The 18,394-nt window shown below is 44.5% G+C and carries 17 protein-coding genes and 1 tRNA gene; 13 read left to right on the forward strand and 5 right to left on the reverse strand.

All coding sequences use genetic code 11. The features are described 5' to 3' along the window. Window positions 1–2: 2 nt before the first annotated feature. Window positions 3–779 carry a GH25 family lysozyme gene (locus tag AAA939_RS11560; protein ID WP_338230889.1) on the forward strand — a complete coding sequence of 259 codons (777 nt, stop codon included), beginning with the start codon at window positions 3–5 and terminating at the stop codon, window positions 777–779. Between the two features lie 209 nt (window positions 780–988). Here AAA939_RS11560 and AAA939_RS11565 read toward each other — a convergent pair whose 3' ends face one another. Continuing rightward, window positions 989–1,372: a DUF4828 domain-containing protein gene (locus AAA939_RS11565; RefSeq protein ID WP_338210142.1), complete on the reverse strand. Its 384-nt coding sequence runs from the start codon at window positions 1,370–1,372 to the stop codon at window positions 989–991. A 341-nt stretch (window positions 1,373–1,713) separates the two neighbouring features. Between AAA939_RS11565 and AAA939_RS11570 the strand changes: the two genes are divergently transcribed. From AAA939_RS11570 to AAA939_RS11585, 4 genes are all read left to right on the forward strand, one after another. After that, on the forward strand, window positions 1,714–1,917 hold the full coding sequence (locus tag AAA939_RS11570) for a cold-shock protein (RefSeq protein ID WP_057705176.1): 204 nt from the start codon (window positions 1,714–1,716) through the stop codon (window positions 1,915–1,917). A 166-nt stretch (window positions 1,918–2,083) separates the two neighbouring features. Continuing rightward, window positions 2,084–3,094 carry a Gfo/Idh/MocA family protein gene (locus AAA939_RS11575; protein ID WP_338210140.1) on the forward strand — a complete coding sequence of 337 codons (1,011 nt, stop codon included), beginning with the start codon at window positions 2,084–2,086 and terminating at the stop codon, window positions 3,092–3,094. 12 nt (window positions 3,095–3,106) lie between these two features. Beyond that, the gene (locus AAA939_RS11580; RefSeq protein WP_338210138.1) at window positions 3,107–4,456 is read left to right on the forward strand and encodes a DEAD/DEAH box helicase; all 1,350 of its coding nucleotides are present in this window, start codon (window positions 3,107–3,109) and stop codon (window positions 4,454–4,456) included. Window positions 4,457–4,507: 51 nt separating this feature from the next. Further along, a tRNA-Arg gene (locus AAA939_RS11585) sits at window positions 4,508–4,580 on the forward strand. A 125-nt stretch (window positions 4,581–4,705) separates the two neighbouring features. Here AAA939_RS11585 and AAA939_RS11590 read toward each other — a convergent pair. Together AAA939_RS11590 and AAA939_RS11595 are read right to left on the reverse strand one after the other, a co-directional pair. After that, window positions 4,706–5,233, reverse strand: a complete 528-nt coding sequence (locus AAA939_RS11590) for a hypothetical protein (protein WP_338210136.1) — start codon at window positions 5,231–5,233, stop codon at window positions 4,706–4,708. A 193-nt stretch (window positions 5,234–5,426) separates the two neighbouring features. Beyond that, window positions 5,427–5,867, reverse strand: coding sequence for a universal stress protein (locus AAA939_RS11595; protein WP_338210134.1), 441 nt, complete (start codon window positions 5,865–5,867; stop codon window positions 5,427–5,429). Window positions 5,868–6,004: 137 nt separating this feature from the next. On the opposite strand from AAA939_RS11595, the gene AAA939_RS11600 reads away from it, so the two are divergent. Next, window positions 6,005–7,318 (forward strand): PTS transporter subunit EIIC, encoded by a 1,314-nt coding sequence (locus tag AAA939_RS11600; protein WP_338210132.1) that lies wholly within the window; start codon window positions 6,005–6,007, stop codon window positions 7,316–7,318. After that, window positions 7,308–8,171: an alpha/beta hydrolase gene (locus tag AAA939_RS11605; RefSeq protein WP_338210130.1), complete on the forward strand. Its 864-nt coding sequence runs from the start codon at window positions 7,308–7,310 to the stop codon at window positions 8,169–8,171. The genes AAA939_RS11600 and AAA939_RS11605 overlap by 11 nt, the downstream gene beginning before the upstream one ends. A 197-nt stretch (window positions 8,172–8,368) precedes the next feature. Here the strand turns inward: AAA939_RS11605 and AAA939_RS11610 are convergent, their stop codons facing one another. Further along, the gene (locus AAA939_RS11610; protein WP_338210128.1) at window positions 8,369–8,569 is read right to left on the reverse strand and encodes a hypothetical protein; all 201 of its coding nucleotides are present in this window, start codon (window positions 8,567–8,569) and stop codon (window positions 8,369–8,371) included. 195 nt (window positions 8,570–8,764) lie between these two features. On the opposite strand from AAA939_RS11610, the gene AAA939_RS11615 reads away from it, so the two are divergent. Further along, the gene (locus tag AAA939_RS11615) at window positions 8,765–9,217 is read left to right on the forward strand and encodes a hypothetical protein (RefSeq protein ID WP_338210126.1); all 453 of its coding nucleotides are present in this window, start codon (window positions 8,765–8,767) and stop codon (window positions 9,215–9,217) included. A gap of 409 nt (window positions 9,218–9,626) precedes the next feature. Continuing rightward, the gene (locus AAA939_RS11620) at window positions 9,627–10,190 is read left to right on the forward strand and encodes a hypothetical protein (protein ID WP_338210125.1); all 564 of its coding nucleotides are present in this window, start codon (window positions 9,627–9,629) and stop codon (window positions 10,188–10,190) included. Between the two features lie 67 nt (window positions 10,191–10,257). Here AAA939_RS11620 and gdhA read toward each other — a convergent pair whose 3' ends face one another. Continuing rightward, entirely contained in the window at window positions 10,258–11,604 is a 1,347-nt protein-coding gene (gene gdhA / locus AAA939_RS11625) for an NADP-specific glutamate dehydrogenase (RefSeq protein ID WP_338210123.1), read from the reverse strand. Between the two features lie 219 nt (window positions 11,605–11,823). Between gdhA and AAA939_RS11630 the strand changes: the two genes are divergently transcribed. The 4 genes from AAA939_RS11630 (at window position 11,824) to wecB (ending at window position 18,171) form a co-directional block, all read left to right on the forward strand. Continuing rightward, window positions 11,824–12,999, forward strand: a complete 1,176-nt coding sequence (locus AAA939_RS11630) for a serine hydrolase domain-containing protein (RefSeq protein ID WP_338210121.1) — start codon at window positions 11,824–11,826, stop codon at window positions 12,997–12,999. A gap of 133 nt (window positions 13,000–13,132) precedes the next feature. After that, complete coding sequence (locus tag AAA939_RS11635; RefSeq protein WP_338210119.1) at window positions 13,133–14,953, forward strand: glycoside hydrolase family 53 protein; 1,821 nt, start codon at window positions 13,133–13,135, stop codon at window positions 14,951–14,953. A 130-nt stretch (window positions 14,954–15,083) separates the two neighbouring features. Beyond that, on the forward strand, window positions 15,084–16,904 hold the full coding sequence (locus AAA939_RS11640) for a glycoside hydrolase family 53 protein (RefSeq protein WP_338230890.1): 1,821 nt from the start codon (window positions 15,084–15,086) through the stop codon (window positions 16,902–16,904). A gap of 145 nt (window positions 16,905–17,049) precedes the next feature. Then, a complete protein-coding gene (wecB, locus tag AAA939_RS11645) occupies window positions 17,050–18,171 on the forward strand; it encodes a non-hydrolyzing UDP-N-acetylglucosamine 2-epimerase (protein WP_338210115.1) in 1,122 nt (373 codons plus the stop codon). Window positions 18,172–18,394: the final 223 nt, after the last annotated feature.

Raw genomic sequence — 18,394 nt, forward strand, 5'->3', positions numbered from 1 at the left:
GAATGGCAAAACAGCAGCGCTTAAGACCAGTATATGCGCAAACTAGGGGCGCGCGGTGGCGGCGTCGACTGACGTGGCTGTTGGTCTTGCTGATTATGATTAGTAGCGTTTGGGGCGTCTTGGCATTGATTCAATGGCAGCGCGCTGAAGTCGTGGACGGGTTTAACGTCCGCGGGGTAGCGGTCTCCCAAAATGATGGGTACCTGGACTTTGCTGCGCTAAAAAATAATGGGCTAAAATTTATCTACTTACACGCGACGCAGGGGGCAAGTTACTCGGATGACAACTTTTCCAGCAACTACCAGCGAATCGTGGGGACTGACTTGGGCGTTGGGGTCGTGCACGTTTTTAGTTTCTCCAGTTCGGCCAATGCCCAGGCGGCGTACTTTGAAAAAACGGTCGGCAATAACATCGGTAACTTACCGATTGCGATTCAAGTTCAATATTATGGCAATTATTCAGCTAAAATGGTCAAGGTCAAGCAGGCGCAGGCCAAGTTACGGGCGTTAGTTTTAAAATTAACGGCCCACTACGATCGCCAGTGTGTGGTTTGGTCCACACCGGGAGTGGCGACGAGCTTAGTCAAACCGGTGATTAAAAAGACGCCCTTGTGGTACGACACAACTTCAACGCACCACCGGTCAAAACGGGTGCTCTTCATGCATTATTCTGACCGCGCGGTTTACCGGCAAAACGGTACGTGCCAAGAGTTTACCGGTCTCATTTATAATGGAAGCGTCAAACAGTTCGATAATTTGATCGCGTTTGACCTCGAATAAGTGACAAAGAGTGGGCCAAAAGGCGGTTAAGCGGAACAAATTGCCTTTTGGCCCACGTTTCGACCATAATAATAGGAAAAACCATCCAGAAATTGATTTCTGAATGGCTTTTGAGTTCTGTTCCAGACTCTAATATTAAAATAATTATAATGGCTAAAAATAGCAGGAGGGATCACGACGGGTGTCGTGGTCCCTCAATTCCATTGGTGTTAATTGGTTGCTTGGTCTAACTGCTGTGGGGATAAAATGACATAACTGTGATTATCCGCTTCGTCAAACAATGCAACGGGTCGTTGCTCATTGGCTTTGATCTCTAAGTGAAAGCCGTATTTATCCAGTAAAACGAGTTTACTTGGAGAAATTGATTCAACGGTTGCTGGCATGGAATGGCCGTCGATGCGAATAAGCATGCTAGGGTCAATCTCAAGCTTGTGGTCCCGGTGATGTTCTTCGTCACGATAGGTCCAAGTGCCCGCATAAAAGACGGCTAAATCGCCGCTTGCAAGTTTGCTGGGGTGCTGCTTACGTACCAATGTACTTGAAAGTCCTGCTAGTAATGATAGGCCAAATAAAATGGCGCCACGTCGCTTCACCGGATCAACCTTCTTTCGTTAACATTTATACTTAGAATATACCACTAACGGGACAGGCTCGTCACGAAATAGCCCGTTCTTAGCAAAGCTTTTAGATGGTTGTTACCCGCAGGTAATGTACGTAACCGTTTGTTAATTTTAATGAGATATTCCACGTAAAATTGGAATAAAAATCGGCATCACTTGTCATCGGGTGGGTGAGTGTGTTAATCTATAATATGTAATTGGCATTTAACAGGAGTTCAGAAGTATCATTAGTTTGCTACCTTGCAAATTCTTTTAGGTGTTGATAACATAGTTTCGTTACTTTAGATTTGATAATCCTAGGAGGATTTGTATTTATGAAAAATGGTACTGTAAAATGGTTTAATGCTGATAAGGGTTTTGGTTTTATTACTGGTGAAGATGGCAACGATGTATTCGTTCACTTCTCAGCTATCCAAGTTGACGGTTTCAAGACCTTAGAAGAAGGCCAAAAAGTTACTTTTGACGAAGAACAAAGCGATCGTGGCCCACAAGCTACTAACGTTGTTCCTCAACAATAATCAAACTTTTAAAAAGTTGCCCGCTGGGCAACTTTTTTTTTTGCCATTAAACAGGCCATAAATTTCAAAGTTCCAAGGTCCTATTTCGTGCACAAAACTGGTAGAATAAAAGTATCAGTAAGCGCAACCAGTCACAGCGGTTGCCGGTAACGAGAGGGGTATACGCATGTTAAAATTAGGAATCATTGGAACCAACTGGATCACACAACAATTTATCGACGCAGCGAGCGAGTCGGGTGAATGGCAGCTGACGACGGTTTATTCACGGCACAGTGAGACGGCCCAAGCATTTGCGAACAAGAACCATGCCGGGGCAATCTTTACGGATTTAGAGCATTTCTTCAGTCAAGGTGACTTTGACGCCGTATACATTGCGTCACCAAATAGTTTGCATTTTGCTCAAGCAAAGCTCGCCATTGAGCACGACAAGAACGTAATCGTTGAAAAACCAGCTGTGGCTAATCAGGCTGAATTTGAGCAGTTAGACGAATGCTTAGCTGCGCATCCAGACGTATTGCTGTTTGAGGCGGCGCGCCAGATTCATGAAGTTAACTTTAAACGGGTCAAGGATCAAATTGACCAGCTTGAACAGGTCCAAGGCGCTACTTTAACGTACATGAAGTACTCTTCACGGTTTGACGCTGTGCGGGCGGGCGAAGAACCTAACATTTTCTCACTGAAGTTCGCTGGTGGGGCTTTGCAGGACCTCGGCGTTTACCTGGCCTACGATGCGGTTGGTTGGTTTGGTATGCCGGATGAAGTGGCCTATTACCCAACCTTGTTGTCAACGAAGGTCGATGGAAAAGGAGTAGCAGTTTTACGCTACCCAGCCTTTACGGTGACGTTGAACTTGGGTAAAACCAGTAATTCATTTTTGCCATCTGAGATCAACGGCCTGCAAGATGCCATTGTGATGGATAATGCGGCTGAGTTGGGCAAAGTCACTTATCACGATGTGGACGGTCAGTCACATAACATCGGTGTTCAGCCAGACGCTAACCCAATGCTCGCGGAAGCTCGCGACTTCGCAATGGTGATTAATGATCCAGCTGGTCATCAAAAAGAATATCAAGCATGGCGGCAGTTGAGTCGCAATGTTAATAAACTATTATTTAATTTACGGCAGTCCGGACACATCTATTTTTCAGATGACGAACGCGATTTAGCCGATAAATAGAAATGAGGCACTATGTTAGACGTATTTAAAACAAAGTTTGCAGCGCAGGGCTTTACGGAACCGTCACCCATTCAAACGGCGGTAGCGGAACCCATGGCTGCGGGCAAATCAATTTTAGGATTGGCACCGACTGGGTCGGGGAAGACATTAGCCTTTACTTGGCCAATGTTAGAAATGGTGCGCCCTGGTGAAGGGGTCCAAGCCTTAATCTTGGCACCGTCACAAGAGTTGGCCATGCAAACGACCAACGTTGTCCGTGATTGGGCGCAGTTAGTCGACGCAAAGGTCTTAGCCATTACTGGTGGGGCCAACGTGAAGCGTCAGACTGAAAAGCTCAAGAAGCATCCAGAAATCGTCGTTGGGACGCCGGGACGGGTCACTAACTTGATTGCGGATGGCAAATTGAAGCTTGGGCATTTGAAGCTCATGATCGTTGATGAAGCGGATGAATTGCTGACGGATGAAACGCTTGATCAGATTCGCGAAATCTTAGACGCAACCTTTGCTGAAACGTTACAATTAGGTTTCTTTTCAGCAACTGAAACGAAGATTTTGGACGAACTTCCCCGTTGGTTTGGCCAAACGGTTGAAAAAATTGACGTACGGGCCATTGACCAGACACAGGGTGTCGTTCGTCACCGCACGATGGAAGTTGGTAACCGGCAACGGGTTAGCTTGCTAAAGCGGATTAGTCGAGTGGACCGTCTGCGGGCCCTAGTGTTCTTTAACAAGATGCAAGAGTTACAGCACGTGGCCGTTGAATTGCGGCACCAACACGTTAACTACGTGGCGTTAACGAGTAATCAGCGTCAGGTTGAACGTGAAAAGGCGTTACGGCTGTTCCGTCAGGGCAAGGTCGAATTGTTATTGACGACTGATTTGGCTGCCCGGGGACTCGACGTGCCCGAATTGCCAGCGGTTATTAATTACCAGCTGCCAAAAGACGTGACGACTTATATTCACCGCAGTGGTCGGACTGGTCGGATGGGCGCCGAGGGGTTAGTCTTGACCATGGGCGATGATCACGATATTCGTGACTTCAAGAAGCTGATGGCGGAGACGGACTACGAAATTAAACCCGGTTACTTAGTTGGCTATCAAATTGTGGATACTAAGCCTGATCGGGTAGTGCCACCGTTGACCTTTGATCATCCAGAAAAGGCCGGGGAAGCAGCGAATGGTCGCCACCGGGTCGGTGATGCTGGGCATCCTGATAAGGTTAAACGTGTCGCTGAGACTAATGATCAATTAGTGAAACCGGCTAAAGCAGAAAAAGCCATGCCAAAGAAGCATAAGGGGCACAATAAGCATTCCAAGAAGAAGGGAATGCGGAAAAAGAACCGTGACCGTTTCAGCAAATAGGTAATTGCCAAATGACGCAATCCGTGAGATGATATTTTACGGATTGGTTATGGTCTCATAGCACAACTGGATAGGGCACCCGCCTCCTAAGCGGTTGATCCCGGTTCGAGTCCGGGTGGGATCAATAAAATCAGACTAAAACTGCTTCATATCGGCGATTACGTTGGTTTGAAGCAGTTTTTATTTCGAAAAAAATCTATAAACATTAGGCGACTGAAATTGATTATGCCAATTTCAGTCGCCTAATGTTTATAGATTATATTGGTGGTACGATTCCTGACAAAATTGGGCCAGTTGTTCGGTCAGTTTAAGTTGGTGTGGTGCAAACTGTTGCAATTGGTCACGTAGGGCGGCGGGCAGTAAATTATACTGGCGTTGCTCATAATCGGTTACCGCAACTACCGTGACCGGGACAAGCTGGCCGGCGCGGTATTGATGACTGGTTGTGGCGTTATAAGCATTAATCGTCGCCGTAAATTGACCGTGACGGACGCGTGACCAAGCGGTGGTGCTACTTAGTGAGCTGGCGACTGAGGCAACGTCCGTCGTACCCAGGGCGATAATCTTAGCCCCGGACGGCGCGCTCGTCGTTCCCGTGACGCGCCATTCACCGTTGTCAGTGGCCGTGATCCGTGTTAGCCGAGTTTGAAATAGGCGCTGATCACCGACACTAGCGTCGGAATTATCGTAACCGATGAATAAAAAAGATAAGCCTAAAATGACTAAGCCAATGAGTACAATCAGGCTTCCCAAATAACGTGGTTGTTTATGTCGCATGCTAATTTCCCCCAAAGATTTAAGCACTGTGATAATCGCTTGACGCAGGAATTAATTGGTTACTTAATGATACTATGGATACACATCATTGTATTTAAAACTTCAGTGAGAATTTGGCGGTCATTTGAACGTCGATAAAACAAAATAAGGATTCAGAAATAGCCAAACTTTTCTGAACCCTTATTTTTAAATTTTAGCGAATGACCATCACGTTGCAAGGGGCGTGGTCGACCACGTAGCTAGTTGTTGATCCCACGGCCACCCGGTGGGGTGAATCTTTGCCGGTGGCACCCAGCACAATCAAATCAATTTCAGCGTGTTGTTTAGCGTAGTCTTCGATGGCTCGTTTAGGAATGCCGTACGTGACTTCAGTTTTAAAATCGGAAATCGTGGTAGTGGTTACGAACTGCTGTCGTTGTTGCATCGCGTCGTGAGCGTGCGCGGCTTCGGCGTCGAGTAATTCGGAAAGGACCGGATCAAGCGCTGGCGCATGGTAGGCACTGTCATCCACAACGTACAGGGCGGTCAGTTGGGCCGCGTGACGCTGGGCGATGTTGACTGCTTCGGTAAAGGCCGCCTGTGCAGCTTCGGAACTGTCGACAGGAACTAAGATGTGCGTGTAACGACTTGGCATAGAAACCACCTCCATTTATATTTATTATAATTATAAATGATAGTAAGGCGAAGACGAAATCAAACGCACTTTATAAGTGGTGGCAGTAGGCAGAGCTAGTGGATTGGCGTATATTTAAGATAATTAAGTTTTGGGGGATGGGTACCATTAAAAAGATACAACGCGGATTATTAAATTTTGAGCGGGTCGTCGAACACAAACGGTATTGGCGCGCGTTGCGAGACTCCTTAACGTTGCTGTTTCCATTTGTGCTGATTGGCACTTATATTAGTTTAGTTAACCAAGCAATCTTTCAAAAAAATGGCTTTTTAAATCATATTTACGGCCTGAGTCACTGGGTACCTGGTTTTTCGCAGCTAACAACTTATACGAGCATGCTAAGTCAAAGTATTAACGGAATTATTGCAGTCATTGCAGCGTTTGCGGCCGCTAATTTTGTGGCCCGTTCGGCTCAACGGGATAACTTATTAGCGGGAATCAGCGCGGCCATTAGTTTTATGATGTTGAATTTTAACTACGCCGTCTTTAATCGACGTGACGCAAACGTTTCTCAGTTTTTAGAAAATAATTTAGGTACGCAGGGTATCTTTTTAGCCTTACTAGTGGGACTGGTGACGGGGTGGCTATTTACGCACTTGGTCCGCCGCCCACATACGCACCAAGCCATCGAGACGCAGCAACACTTGCTGTTACGGGCACGGTACAACTGGTTGCCCCTCGTTGTGGGTGTGATTTTATTTAGCGGCATTGGGTACGGGGTTAGCTTCGTGAGCAAGTACGGCTTAAACGGTCTATTTTACAAAGTCTTTACGTTACCGTTCATCAATCCCGGTTCCATGTTGAGCACGATGCTTGGGACCACGGTATTAAGCAATTTATTTTGGTTGATTGGGATTATTGGACCTGTTGATTACAGCGGTAATAGCGCCATTAGCACGGTTCAAAACTTACAGTACGCCTTGCAACACGGCTCGGCGTGGGGGGCGCCTAATCCAATCACACTACACACCGTTTTTGATAGCTTTGCAAACGTTGGGGGTCCCGGGATGACCTTGGCGTTAGTCATTGCCATCTTATGGCGTTCCCATAATCAAAGTTATCGCGCCGTGACAAAAGCAAGCTGGTTACCAGCGATTTTTAACTTTAATCAGCCGTTATTGGTCGGCTTACCGATTGCGTACAGTCCAATTTTAGCGATCCCGTTTGTCGTAACGCCGATGGTGACCATGGTGATCAGTTGGGCAGCGCTAAAACTACAATTGATGCCGCCGGTCGTTTATCCGGTTGACCGCACAACGCCGGGATTTTTAATTGGCTGGTTAGGGACTGGTGGTGACTGGCGTGCGTTGGTTGTCAGTCTAATTAACCTACTAGTAGCGACGGCGATTTATTTACCATTTGTCCTACTCGCTAACCAAACTGAGGGGACGGTGGTCAAAGATGAAGCGTAATTGGTGGAAATGGGTGCTCGGTCTCGTTGTGCTAGTTGGGGTTTGCTGGCCAGCCTATACGTGGTCGCAGGCCAATATTAAAACGCTAAAAAATGCGGACCGAAGTCAGATGGCCCCGGTTATTATGATTCCTGGATCGAGTGCGACGCAGAACCGGTTCGACAGTTTGATTACCGAGTTGGGGAAAGAAACGCCGAAGAAACACAGTGTTTTAAAGCTAACGGTTCAAACAGATGGATCGATTAAGTACAGCGGAAGCATTGACAATCGCGATAAGGAACCGTTCATTGTGATTGGCTTTGCCAATAATAAGGACGGCAAGGCCAACATTGATAAGCAAGCCGTTTGGTTGAATACTGCGCTGAAGGAATTAATTAAGACTTATAAATTTAATCATTTCTCGGCATTAGGACACTCTAATGGTGGCCTGATTTGGACATTGTTTTTAGAGCGGTATTTAAAACAAAGCCCGAAAGTCCACGTTGATCGCCTAATGACGATTGCGTCACCGTATAACATGGAATCCACGAGTACGACGGCAAAGACGAGCATGTTTAAAGAACTATACAAGTACCGCAGCGGGTTACCAGAATCACTCACCGTGTATTCGATTGCGGGAACTGAAAATTATTCCAGTGATGGGACGGTTCCGGCCAATAGTGTCAATTACGGGAAGTACATTTATCAAAATCAGGTTAAACACTTTACCGAAATAACGGTGACCGGCGCGAATACGGCCCATTCGGACTTACCGCAAAATAAGCAAATTGTGGCGTTGATCCGGCAATACCTCCTGGTTGAAAAGGTGCCAGACAGTGTTCGGCGGCAAAATCAGCAACAACCTCGGAATTAAGCCTGAGATAAAAGGCGACTAGTTTGTGAGCATTAACGTGTTATCAGGGATTATTCCCGGGTTTGGAATGGGCCCTGATACCGGGTTAAGCGGAGCAAATTGCCTTTTAGCGCACATTTCGGAAGGAAAAGCTAGCGACTCAGAAATCAACTGATTTCTGAGTCGCTAGCTTTAGTGTTATCTCAATTTATTTTTACTTAACGTCGATGCGAGTATTTCTTATTGTGATGCTGCTTAGCATGGTGACGCTTTGAAACGTTTCGTTTGAAGCGCCAACGTAAGAAGGTTCGGGGGGCGCGGACACGCATTGCCTGTGCGGTGACACCGGGGGTCGCAAGTAAGCCGGTTCCCAAACTCAAAATAATAATGGCGGTCATCAGTTTGCTCTTCTTAATCATAATCACTCCCTAATCAAACTCATTGATTAGTTTAAGGGTTATAACGAAATTCGTCAATCAATCTCAGATTAATGGCCTTTACGGCAAGTTAATCAAATCTTGATGAATTATTCACGAAAAGCACGGAAATTTGATTGTATTTTGGCCCTATTTCCTTTATGGTGAAGGTATTATATAAAAGGGAGTTTCCAATCTATGAATATTGAAATTTTAAACTCAGCTATCCAAGATTTACATTTCCAAATCGTCTATGATCGCGATGAATCAAAAGACGAACCTGGCCAAGGTCAATTCAGCTACACGCCAGCTAATCCCGACGTTAAGAAAACTTTTGGCGATGACGTGGTCCAAGCCCAATTAAACGTCACTTATAAAGAAGACATGTATGACTTATCCGCAACGGTTTTTGCAATCGTACGGTTGAGTGGTGAAATGGTCGGCATCATCGAACGCCAAGCAGACGACAAGGGCGTTGAAGATGACGAACAGGATATGTTGAATAACCTTAACGGTGCAATTATCCCTGCTTTATCAGCTAAAGTCCGTGCTTACGCCGCTTTACTTTCAACTGAAGCAAGCAATTTTGCGATTATGCCCGCTGATTTTGATGATAGTGAAGCGAACCAAGACGACCAAGATAACGACTAATAAAGAGAAGCTTGCCTAGTTGGTAAGCTTTTTTTATTATCAATAAATTTATCAGCCATAATTGTGTGAGCGCTCACAATGATGATATAATAGGCATAGACCTGATTAGGTCAAGCAACTTAAAAGTTGTGAATATGGTGTCAAAGGGTGTAGTTGAAGTCAGTACGTCACTGATTTCGTGAGTGGTGCTTGTGCTTAGTTGTCTGAATCGGGGATGGCGAGTTAAATTAATTTTAAATTGTCAGCGCACATATTTGTAATGAGATATTATTCAAGCACATAAATGAGAACTAAACGACAAGCTAAAACAGGGTCTAATTATAATCGTAATTAGACCCTGTTTTGACCCACTTAAAGGCTGTTATTTTAGTGATGAAAGCGTATACTGACGGTGAGGGGAGTGACCGTAATGTTTAAACCAATGACGTCTGTTTTTGCTAATCATCAGATTGCTGGCCATTACCGGGCGATTGATCGTGCTCAGAAGTGTATTGTGCCGTTTCACTTTGAAATTCAGGGGCAAGAGTATCCTAAACCTGAGCCTGAACGTAACTGGCTTCGGCGGTTATCCGGCACTCGGAGTGAAAAATATGCCATGGTAGAGCTGACACCACGGCAAGTTGTTTTGTGGTCGCCAGAGGGCCGTAACCTTGGCGAAATGCCGTTGAGTGCGGTACGGCGGATTCAAATCGGGGCGATTCGGTGGCACGTGAGTCAAGGACTGGATCCTCGGCATGCTTTTCGGGCCACAATCTTTGTTTTAACGGATACCGGTAATTATTATTTTGCTAATTCTGATATGGAAGTTTTACCTGCTATTTGTAAATTTGCACACGAACACGGTATTCCGGTTGAAGATCCGTTGCGGCTGATTCCACTATTGAAGCTTGGCTGGAAAGTCGCAGCACTGACTTTACACGAGACTTATTCTCAGCTAGTGGCGCACACGGGTTATCCAGATGATAAGGTTTAACGATATCAAAAAGCGCAGTTCAGAAATTTTAGATTTCTGAACTGCGCTTTTTTAATTCTAGAACCGCTTAAACTAAACCTTGTGCGAGCATTGCGTCGGCAACCTTGGTGAAGCCGGCGATGTTGGCTCCACTAAGGTAGTCGCCACTAACGCCGTACTTGTCAGCAGCTGCCACGGAGTTTGCGAAAATGTTTTGCATGATGGTCTGCAAGCGACCGTCAACTTCTTCGAACGACCAGCTGAGCCGCATACTGTTCTGACTCATTTCGAGGGCAGAAACGGCAACGCCACCCGCATTGGCTGCCTTAGCTGGGCCGTATAGAACGCCAGCTTTTTGGTAAGCGGCAATGGCTTCAGGGCTACTTGGCATGTTGGCCCCTTCAGCAACGACCTTGGCACCGTTAGCGATAATCGTTTGGGCCTTAGCGCCGTCAATTTCGTTTTGAGTGGCACATGGCAAGGCGATGTCGTAGGCTAGTTTGGCGTTCCAAACGCTACCTTCAACGTACGTTGCGGTCGTTACGCGGTCGGCATATTCCTTGATCCGCCCACGTTCAACTTCTTTAATTTGCTTAACTAATTTGAAGTCAATGCCGTTTTCGTCAATAACGTAGCCGTCAGAGTCTGAACAGGTAATCACCTTACCACCGAGTGCTTCAACTTTTTGAATGGCGTAGATGGCGACGTTACCAGCGCCTGAAATGGCAACGCGTTTACCCGTAAACGATGAGTCGTTGGCTTTTAGCATTTCGTTGGTGTAGTAAGCCAAGCCGTAGCCGGTCGCTTCGGGACGTGCGAGGGAACCACCGTAGCTGAGACCCTTACCAGTTAAAACGCCCCGGTCTGCGCCGCGTAAACGTTTGTATTGACCGTATAGGTAGCCGATTTCACGGCCACCGACACCAATATCACCAGCGGGAACGTCGGTATCAAGACCGATGTACTTGCTAAGTTCAGTCATGAAGCTTTGGCAGAAGCGCATGATTTCGTTGTCTGACTTCCCCTTAGGATCAAAGTCAGAACCACCTTTACCCCCACCGATAGGGAGTCCAGTTAAGGCGTTTTTGAAAATTTGTTCGAAGCCGAGAAATTTAACGATACTTAAATTCACGGAAGGATGTAAACGCAAGCCACCTTTGTACGGGCCAATGGCTGAGTTGAATTGAACTCGGAAGCCCCGGCTGACCTGAGCATGACCGGCATCGTCTAACCATGGGACGCGGAATTGAATGACGCGTTCGGGTTCCGTTAAACGTTCCAAAATATTAGCTTCGATGTATTCGGGATGTTGTTCAAAAACGGGCGTCATGGTTTGTAAGAAGTCGTGAACGGCTTCTAAAAATTCAGCTTGATTGGGATCACGGTGTTCGATGACCTCATAAACGTGTTGTAGGTAGCTAGTTGCTTGACTCATATAATCATCCTTCCATGTTATAAGTTAACTATGGAACTAAGTTTAATGGTTTTGTTCGGTAATTGCACGAGCTAAAATGACTAAAATATAGTCTTTTTTTAGTCATTATGATTAATCCTGGCCTGAATCTTGGTTTGGTCGACTAACGTTAACGTTACTCTGCGTGCTTTTTTTTCGGGTGCGTCGTACGCTATGGATACAAGATTGGGGGGCTTTGGGATGAAGAAAAAGTCGTGGTTAGTTGTGCTTGGAATACCGGGATTGTTACTGATAATTGGATTGGGCTTGTGGGGGAATCAGCAATTTAATCGCCAAACCCAACCCGCCCCTAAAATGGCGCGGATTAACAGTACCCGGGCAGTTCCAAAGAAGAAGAAGTCCACACCGAAAAAACAGCCAGTACCAAAGCCCCTTCCAGGGCAACTGACCGAAGCACAGGCGATGAGTAAGATTGATGCTTTAATTAAAAGTCATAATATTATGGGCACGTTGCTGGTGACGACGAACGGTCCGGCCGGGGTGAAGACGAAAACGTACGGGTACGCCGACCTTTCGAAAAACACGCGGAATATGGCGACGGAAGTTTATCCGTTAGCGTCACTGCAAAAAGCAGTCACGGCAACCGTGGTTCAACATTTGATCAATAAGGGGCAACTCAGTATGACAACGCCGCTGAGCAAATTTTATCCGCAGGTGCCGTACGCTAATCAGATTACGATTCGCGAACTGTTAGACCACCGTTCGGGAATCCGGATGACTGAAACGACACCAAGGTCGATTTTGCCAACTGAAAAGGCGCAGATTGACTTTACGTTGAAACACATGCTCTCAACCGGAAACCACGCGTATTTTTATACGAACGCGAACTTCACAATTTTGGCGGGCGTAATCCGGAAGGTGTCGCATAAATCTTATATGACAATGCTACAAAACGTGGTCATCCGGCCACTGGGACTAAAGCACACGTTTGGGTATGATGAGATTCCTGGTAATATCGTCAATCCGTTGGCGTACCGCTTAACGAACGGGCTTTCACAGGGGACGATCTTATCTAAGCCGCTGCAGTCCAGTGAGCTAGGCTGTGGGAGTCTATATATGAGTGTAGGGGATTATTATAAGTTTATGTATCAGTTACAGAGTGGTAAGTTGCTTGGGCAAGCAGGGTTGGCGGAGTTAACGAATAATTTTGCCTTCCAGTATTCGGGTGGGGTTTATTACCAGCCTAATGGTCACATTCGGGTTGGGGGAAACGATAATGAATTCCACACGTACTATATGGGAACCCGGGATGGTAAGGTCGCTCTCGTGCTATTCGAAAATCAAGGTGTTTTTTCGACGGATAACCAGGTAGCTTACGAAATTCAGGATATCTTGATGCAAACAGTGAAGTTTTAAGCAATCAGGAAAGCGCAGTTGTTGAATAAATAACTGCGCTTTTTTAGTGAAATGTATTTAAATATAACTATATTTGTGAGATTATAAATGACGTATGATTAATGTAGTTTGTAGAAAGCGGGGAAAATTAGTTATGAAACACAAAGGATTACTGGTTGCGGCCGTTTTATTGGGCTTGAGTTCGATTGGACTCAATGCGCAGGCCAATGCCGATGGGACAACCAATGCCAAGGATGACAAGGTCACAGTTGCGCCCGTCAAAGGGGTCACGAAAGATACGATTCGTGGGGTCGATATTTCTAGTTTGCAAGCTGAGTTGAATGCTGGTGTAAAGTATTACAACTATAAGGGCAAGCAGCAAGATATTATGCAGACGTTGGAGGATGCTGGAGTTAACTACGTACGCCTGAGAGTCTTCAATGATCCCTACGATAAAGACGGTCATACTTATGGTGGGGGAGACTCAACGTTAGCCAACGCGATTAAAACTGGGAAAGATGCAACTAAGCATCATATGAAAGTTTTGATTGATTTACAATATTCTGATTTTTGGGCTGATCCAGCTAAACAAGCCTTGCCAAAAGCTTGGAAGAATTACACTTTCGAACAGAAAAAGCAGGCTGTGCACGATTATACCAAAAAAGTCATGCTTGCAATGGCAGACGCTGACGTGAACGTTGGAATGGTTCAAGTCGGAAACGAAACGACTAAGGGTATGATGCAGGAATCTGATCCGGCTAAGTATATGCAGTATTTAGCTGAAGGCGTCAACGCTGTTCATAAGTATGCACCTAACGCTTTAGCTGCAGTTCATTATGAATCGCCAACCGCCGCTTCTTTTGACAAGATTGCCGGTGAATTAAAAGCTAATAAGGTTGATTATGATGTGATGGGTGCAACCTTCTATCCACACTGGAATGGCCCTGATGATAAGTTAATCGGTGCGGAAAACGTCATCACTAAAAAGTATGGTAAGAAGTTTGCCGTAATGGAAATGAGTTATCCATACACCACTGACGATATGGATGGTCAGCCAAACATTGTTGGGGATATTAAAAATCCACCATTCAAGATTTCTGTTCAAGGACAATCTGATAGTATCAGTGATGTTTGGAAGACAGTGATGCAAAATGGTAATGGCAAAGCTCTTGGTGCGTTCTACTGGGAACCAGCTTGGATCCCAGTCAAAGCTGGTTGGAATAACTACCAATACAACCGCGATATGGATGAAAAGTATGGGACTGGCTGGGCAACTAAGTATGCTGCTGATTATTACGGTGATGCTGGGTACGCTGGTCAAAAAGCTAATGTTGATGCTTACTGGGGTGCTTCTTCCTATGATAACCAAGCGCTCTTTGATCCTAATGGGAACCCATTACAATCTTTGTTAACTTTCAAGCAAATGATGGGTAAGAGCATTACCAAAGAAAAGGGCAAAGTAGCGAACTATTATAAGGTTAAAAAGGCAAGTGTAAGTGCCAAGGCATATGACCTCAACGGTTCGAAGAGTAACTTTACCTTTAAGACTGCGTTTAATCTGAAAGATGTTAAGTCTAAGTATCTTAAAGTTGATAAACGTGCTTATGTTGCCCGGACCAACGGTAAAACATACTTGTACTACCACGTAACATCAGGTAAAAACGAAGGTTGGGTATGGCACAAGTATTTGACACGCTTGGATAATAAGGTCACCAAGAAAACGACGATGAAGGCCAAAAATTACCGGGTTGTTAACGGGAAAAAGTCTAAGGGTGCCGTTTACCAACTTAAAGGTTCTTCTAAGAATTTCCAATTCGTTAAGAAAAATAACTTAAAAAACTATGCTAAAACACGTTTGATTGCGACGAAGAAGGCTCACATTACCAAGTACAACGGTAAGAAGTACCTTTACTACTACGTTCACTCATCGAATAACAAAGTTAAAGGTTATGTTTGGCACAAGTATTTAAAGTAATCATAGTTGAACACCGTTAGCCATTGACACACATCTGGATAATAAGATGTGTGTTTTTATAAATATATTTGTTGAAAGGAAAAGCGGCGTATAATTAAGACAGTTTTGCAGAAAGCGGGGAAAGTAAGTTATGAAACACAAAGGATTACTGGTTGCGGCCGTTTTATTGGGCTTGAGTTCAATTGGACTCAATGCGCAGGCCAATGCTGATGGGACAACTAATGCCAAGAACGACAAGGTCAAAGTTGCGCCTGTCAAAGGGGTCACAAAGGATACGATTCGTGGGGTTGATATTTCTAGTTTACAGGCTGAGTTGAATGCTGGCGTAAAGTATTACAACTACAAAGGTAAGCAACAAGATATTATGCAAACTTTGGAGGATTCCGGTGTTAACTATGTACGTCTGAGAATTTTCAATGATCCTTACGACAAGGACGGCCACACTTATGGTGGGGGAGAGTCAACGTTAGCTAACGCTATTAAAACTGGGAAAGATGCAACTAAGCATCATATGAAAGTTTTGATTGACTTGCAATATTCTGATTTTTGGGCTGATCCGGCTAAACAAGCCTTGCCCAAAGCTTGGAAGAATTATACCTTCGAACAAAAGAAGCAGGCTGTGCATGATTATACAAAGAAAGTCATGCTAGCAATGGCTGATGCTGACGTGAACGTTGGGATGGTTCAGGTCGGAAACGAAACGAGCAAGGGCATGATGCAGGAATCTGATCCGGCTAAGTATATGCAGTATTTAGCTGAAGGCGTCAATGCTGTTCATAAGTACGCGCCTAAAGCACAGGCAGCCGTGCACTTTGAATCACCAACGGCTACTTCTTTTGACAAGATTGCCGGTGAATTAAAAGCTAATAAAGTTGACTATGATGTGATGGAAGCAACTTTCTATCCACACTGGAATGGCCCTGATGATAAGTTAATCGGTGCGGAAAACGTGATTACTAAGAAGTATCACAAGAAATTTGCTGTTATGGAGATTAGTTATCCGTATACAACGGATGACATGGATGGGCAGCCCAATATCGTTGGGAATATCGCTAAGCCACCATTTAAGATTTCCGTTCAAGGTCAATCTGATGCTATGAGTGATGTTTGGAAAACGGTCATGCAAAATGGGAATGGCAAAGCCCTTGGTGCGTTCTACTGGGAACCAGCTTGGATTCCAGTCAAAGCTGGTTGGGATAACTATCAATACAACCGCGACATGGATGAAAAATATGGGACTGGCTGGGCAACTAAGTATGCTGCCGATTATTACGGTGACGAAGGTTATTCTTATGAAAGGACCAATGTTAATAAGTATTGGGGTGCCTCATCCTACGATAATCAGGCGTTATTTGACCCTAATGGCAACCCGCTTCAATCGTTATTAACCTTCAAGCAAATGATGGGTAAGACAGTTACTAAGCAAAAGGGCAAAGTAGCAAACTATTATAGGGTTAAGAAAGCAAGTGTTAGTGCTAAAGCGTACGACTTTAATGGCCCCAAGAGTAACTTTACCTTTAAGACTGCGTTTAATCTGAAAGATGTCAAATCTAAGTATCTTAAAGTTGATAAACGTGCTTATGTTGCCCGGACCAATGGTAAAACGTACCTGTACTATCACGTGAAATCAGGAAAAAATACCGGATGGGTATGGCATGAATATCTGAAACGTCTGGACAACAGGGTGACTAAGCAGACTTCGATGAAAGCCAAAAGTTATCGTGTTCGAAATGGTAAACGTTCCAAAGGTGCTATTTACCAGTTTAAGGGAAGTAGAAAGAACTTCCAATTTGTTAAGAAACATAACTTAAAAAATTACTCTAAGACTCATTTTATTAGGACTAAGAAAGCCCATGTGACAAAGTATAATGGTAAAAAGTCTGTCTACTATTATGTACACTCGGCTAATAACAAGGTCCAGGGTTATGTATGGCATAAGTATTTAAAATGATTGCCTAGATTATCTGAAATTTAAATCAATCTGAATAGTAGTTCTTTGGAAATTCATACAGAGTTGAATGATAGATTAATCCGTATAGTCGGCTAGCGTTTTAAACGGTATAATAAGTAAAGATTAACGAAAATAGGTGAAAATAGTGGTAAAGAAAATTAAAGTTATGACCATTTTTGGGACGCGTCCCGAAGCTATAAAGATGGCACCAATTGTGTTACAGTTGCAGCAGCAGGATCGTTTTTTGCCGGTAACCGTGGTGACGGCGCAACATCGTGAAATGCTAGATCAGGTACTTGATATTTTCCATATCACACCAGACTATGATCTAAATATTATGAAACCCAATCAGACATTGGCGGGGATTACGAGTCGGGTACTAACGAAGTTAGACGACATTATGGATGAGGTTAAACCGGACATTGTCTTGGTCCACGGTGATACGACCACCACGTTTGCAGCCAGTGTTAGTGCTTTTTATCATCAGGTTCCGGTGGGGCACGTCGAGGCTGGACTGCGGACGTGGAATAAGTATTCGCCGTATCCTGAAGAAATGAATCGGCAGTTAACCGATGTTTTAGCAGATATGTATTTTGCCCCTACGGAACTGAGTCGCCAGAATCTACTCAAAGAGCATCACAATGATAAAAACATTAGTGTGACTGGAAACACTGCCATTGATGCACTTAAACAGACAGTTTCGAAGAATTATCAGCACGATGCCCTGAAGTTGATTCAGCCGGGACACCGGATGATCTTATTGACGATGCATCGGCGGGAAAATCAGGGCGCACCGATGGAAGAAGTCTTTAATGCTGTTAAAGCAGTTGTTAAGGCTCACCCGGATGTTGAAGTGGTTTATCCAGTACATTTAAGCCCAGCGGTCCAGACGGTGGCTAAGCGAATTCTAGGTAACACTGATTGCATTCATCTGATTGAACCGTTGGACGTAGTTGATTTTCATAATATGGCAGCGCGAAGCTATTTCATCATGACTGATTCTGGTGGGGTCCAAGAAGAGGCGCCGTCGTTGAATAAGCCAGTACTAGTTTTACGTGATGCAACTGAGCGACCGGAAGGCGTAACAGCTGGAACGTTGAAGCTAGTTGGAACGAATGGACAAAAAGTTACGACTGCAATGAATCAATTGCTAGATGATAAAGAAGAATATCAACGAATGGCTGAAGCAAAGAATCCTTACGGGGATGGACATGCAGCTGAATATATTTTGGACGATATTTATAATAAGATTGGTGAAAATAGTTAAATTGATTTACATTTATATGAATTAGATGTAGTGTCGTCTTTGACATAGTGATAAATATTTTGTATTTGATATGAAATATAAAAGAACATCCAAATATGCTATAGTCCCCTTAAGGTTGACAGATGAAAAACAATAATTCATCTATCAATGCTTAAGGGGATTTTATTATGCCTAGAACTAGATTTACACCTGAAGAAAAGTTAGCAATTATCATAGGTTTATC

This window comes from Lactiplantibacillus paraxiangfangensis, assembly GCF_036246185.1.
In the GTDB taxonomy this organism is placed as follows: domain Bacteria; phylum Bacillota; class Bacilli; order Lactobacillales; family Lactobacillaceae; genus Lactiplantibacillus; species Lactiplantibacillus paraxiangfangensis.

What these genes read in the sequence shown, in the direction of transcription:
- AAA939_RS11640 (WP_338230890.1), top strand. Translation starts at nt 15,084, where the DNA reads ATGAAACACAAAGGATTACTGGTTGCGGCCGTTTTATTGGGCTTGAGT.
- AAA939_RS11600 (WP_338210132.1), top strand. Translation starts at nt 6,005, where the DNA reads ATGGGTACCATTAAAAAGATACAACGCGGATTATTAAATTTTGAGCGG.
- AAA939_RS11560 (WP_338230889.1), top strand. Translation starts at nt 3, where the DNA reads ATGGCAAAACAGCAGCGCTTAAGACCAGTATATGCGCAAACTAGGGGC.
- gdhA (WP_338210123.1), bottom strand. Translation starts at nt 11,604, where the DNA reads ATGAGTCAAGCAACTAGCTACCTACAACACGTTTATGAGGTCATCGAA.
- AAA939_RS11605 (WP_338210130.1), top strand. Translation starts at nt 7,308, where the DNA reads ATGAAGCGTAATTGGTGGAAATGGGTGCTCGGTCTCGTTGTGCTAGTT.
- AAA939_RS11595 (WP_338210134.1), bottom strand. Translation starts at nt 5,867, where the DNA reads ATGCCAAGTCGTTACACGCACATCTTAGTTCCTGTCGACAGTTCCGAA.
- AAA939_RS11630 (WP_338210121.1), top strand. Translation starts at nt 11,824, where the DNA reads ATGAAGAAAAAGTCGTGGTTAGTTGTGCTTGGAATACCGGGATTGTTA.
- AAA939_RS11580 (WP_338210138.1), top strand. Translation starts at nt 3,107, where the DNA reads ATGTTAGACGTATTTAAAACAAAGTTTGCAGCGCAGGGCTTTACGGAA.
- AAA939_RS11620 (WP_338210125.1), top strand. Translation starts at nt 9,627, where the DNA reads ATGTTTAAACCAATGACGTCTGTTTTTGCTAATCATCAGATTGCTGGC.
- AAA939_RS11635 (WP_338210119.1), top strand. Translation starts at nt 13,133, where the DNA reads ATGAAACACAAAGGATTACTGGTTGCGGCCGTTTTATTGGGCTTGAGT.
- AAA939_RS11615 (WP_338210126.1), top strand. Translation starts at nt 8,765, where the DNA reads ATGAATATTGAAATTTTAAACTCAGCTATCCAAGATTTACATTTCCAA.
- AAA939_RS11610 (WP_338210128.1), bottom strand. Translation starts at nt 8,569, where the DNA reads ATGATTAAGAAGAGCAAACTGATGACCGCCATTATTATTTTGAGTTTG.
- AAA939_RS11575 (WP_338210140.1), top strand. Translation starts at nt 2,084, where the DNA reads ATGTTAAAATTAGGAATCATTGGAACCAACTGGATCACACAACAATTT.
- AAA939_RS11570 (WP_057705176.1), top strand. Translation starts at nt 1,714, where the DNA reads ATGAAAAATGGTACTGTAAAATGGTTTAATGCTGATAAGGGTTTTGGT.
- AAA939_RS11590 (WP_338210136.1), bottom strand. Translation starts at nt 5,233, where the DNA reads ATGCGACATAAACAACCACGTTATTTGGGAAGCCTGATTGTACTCATT.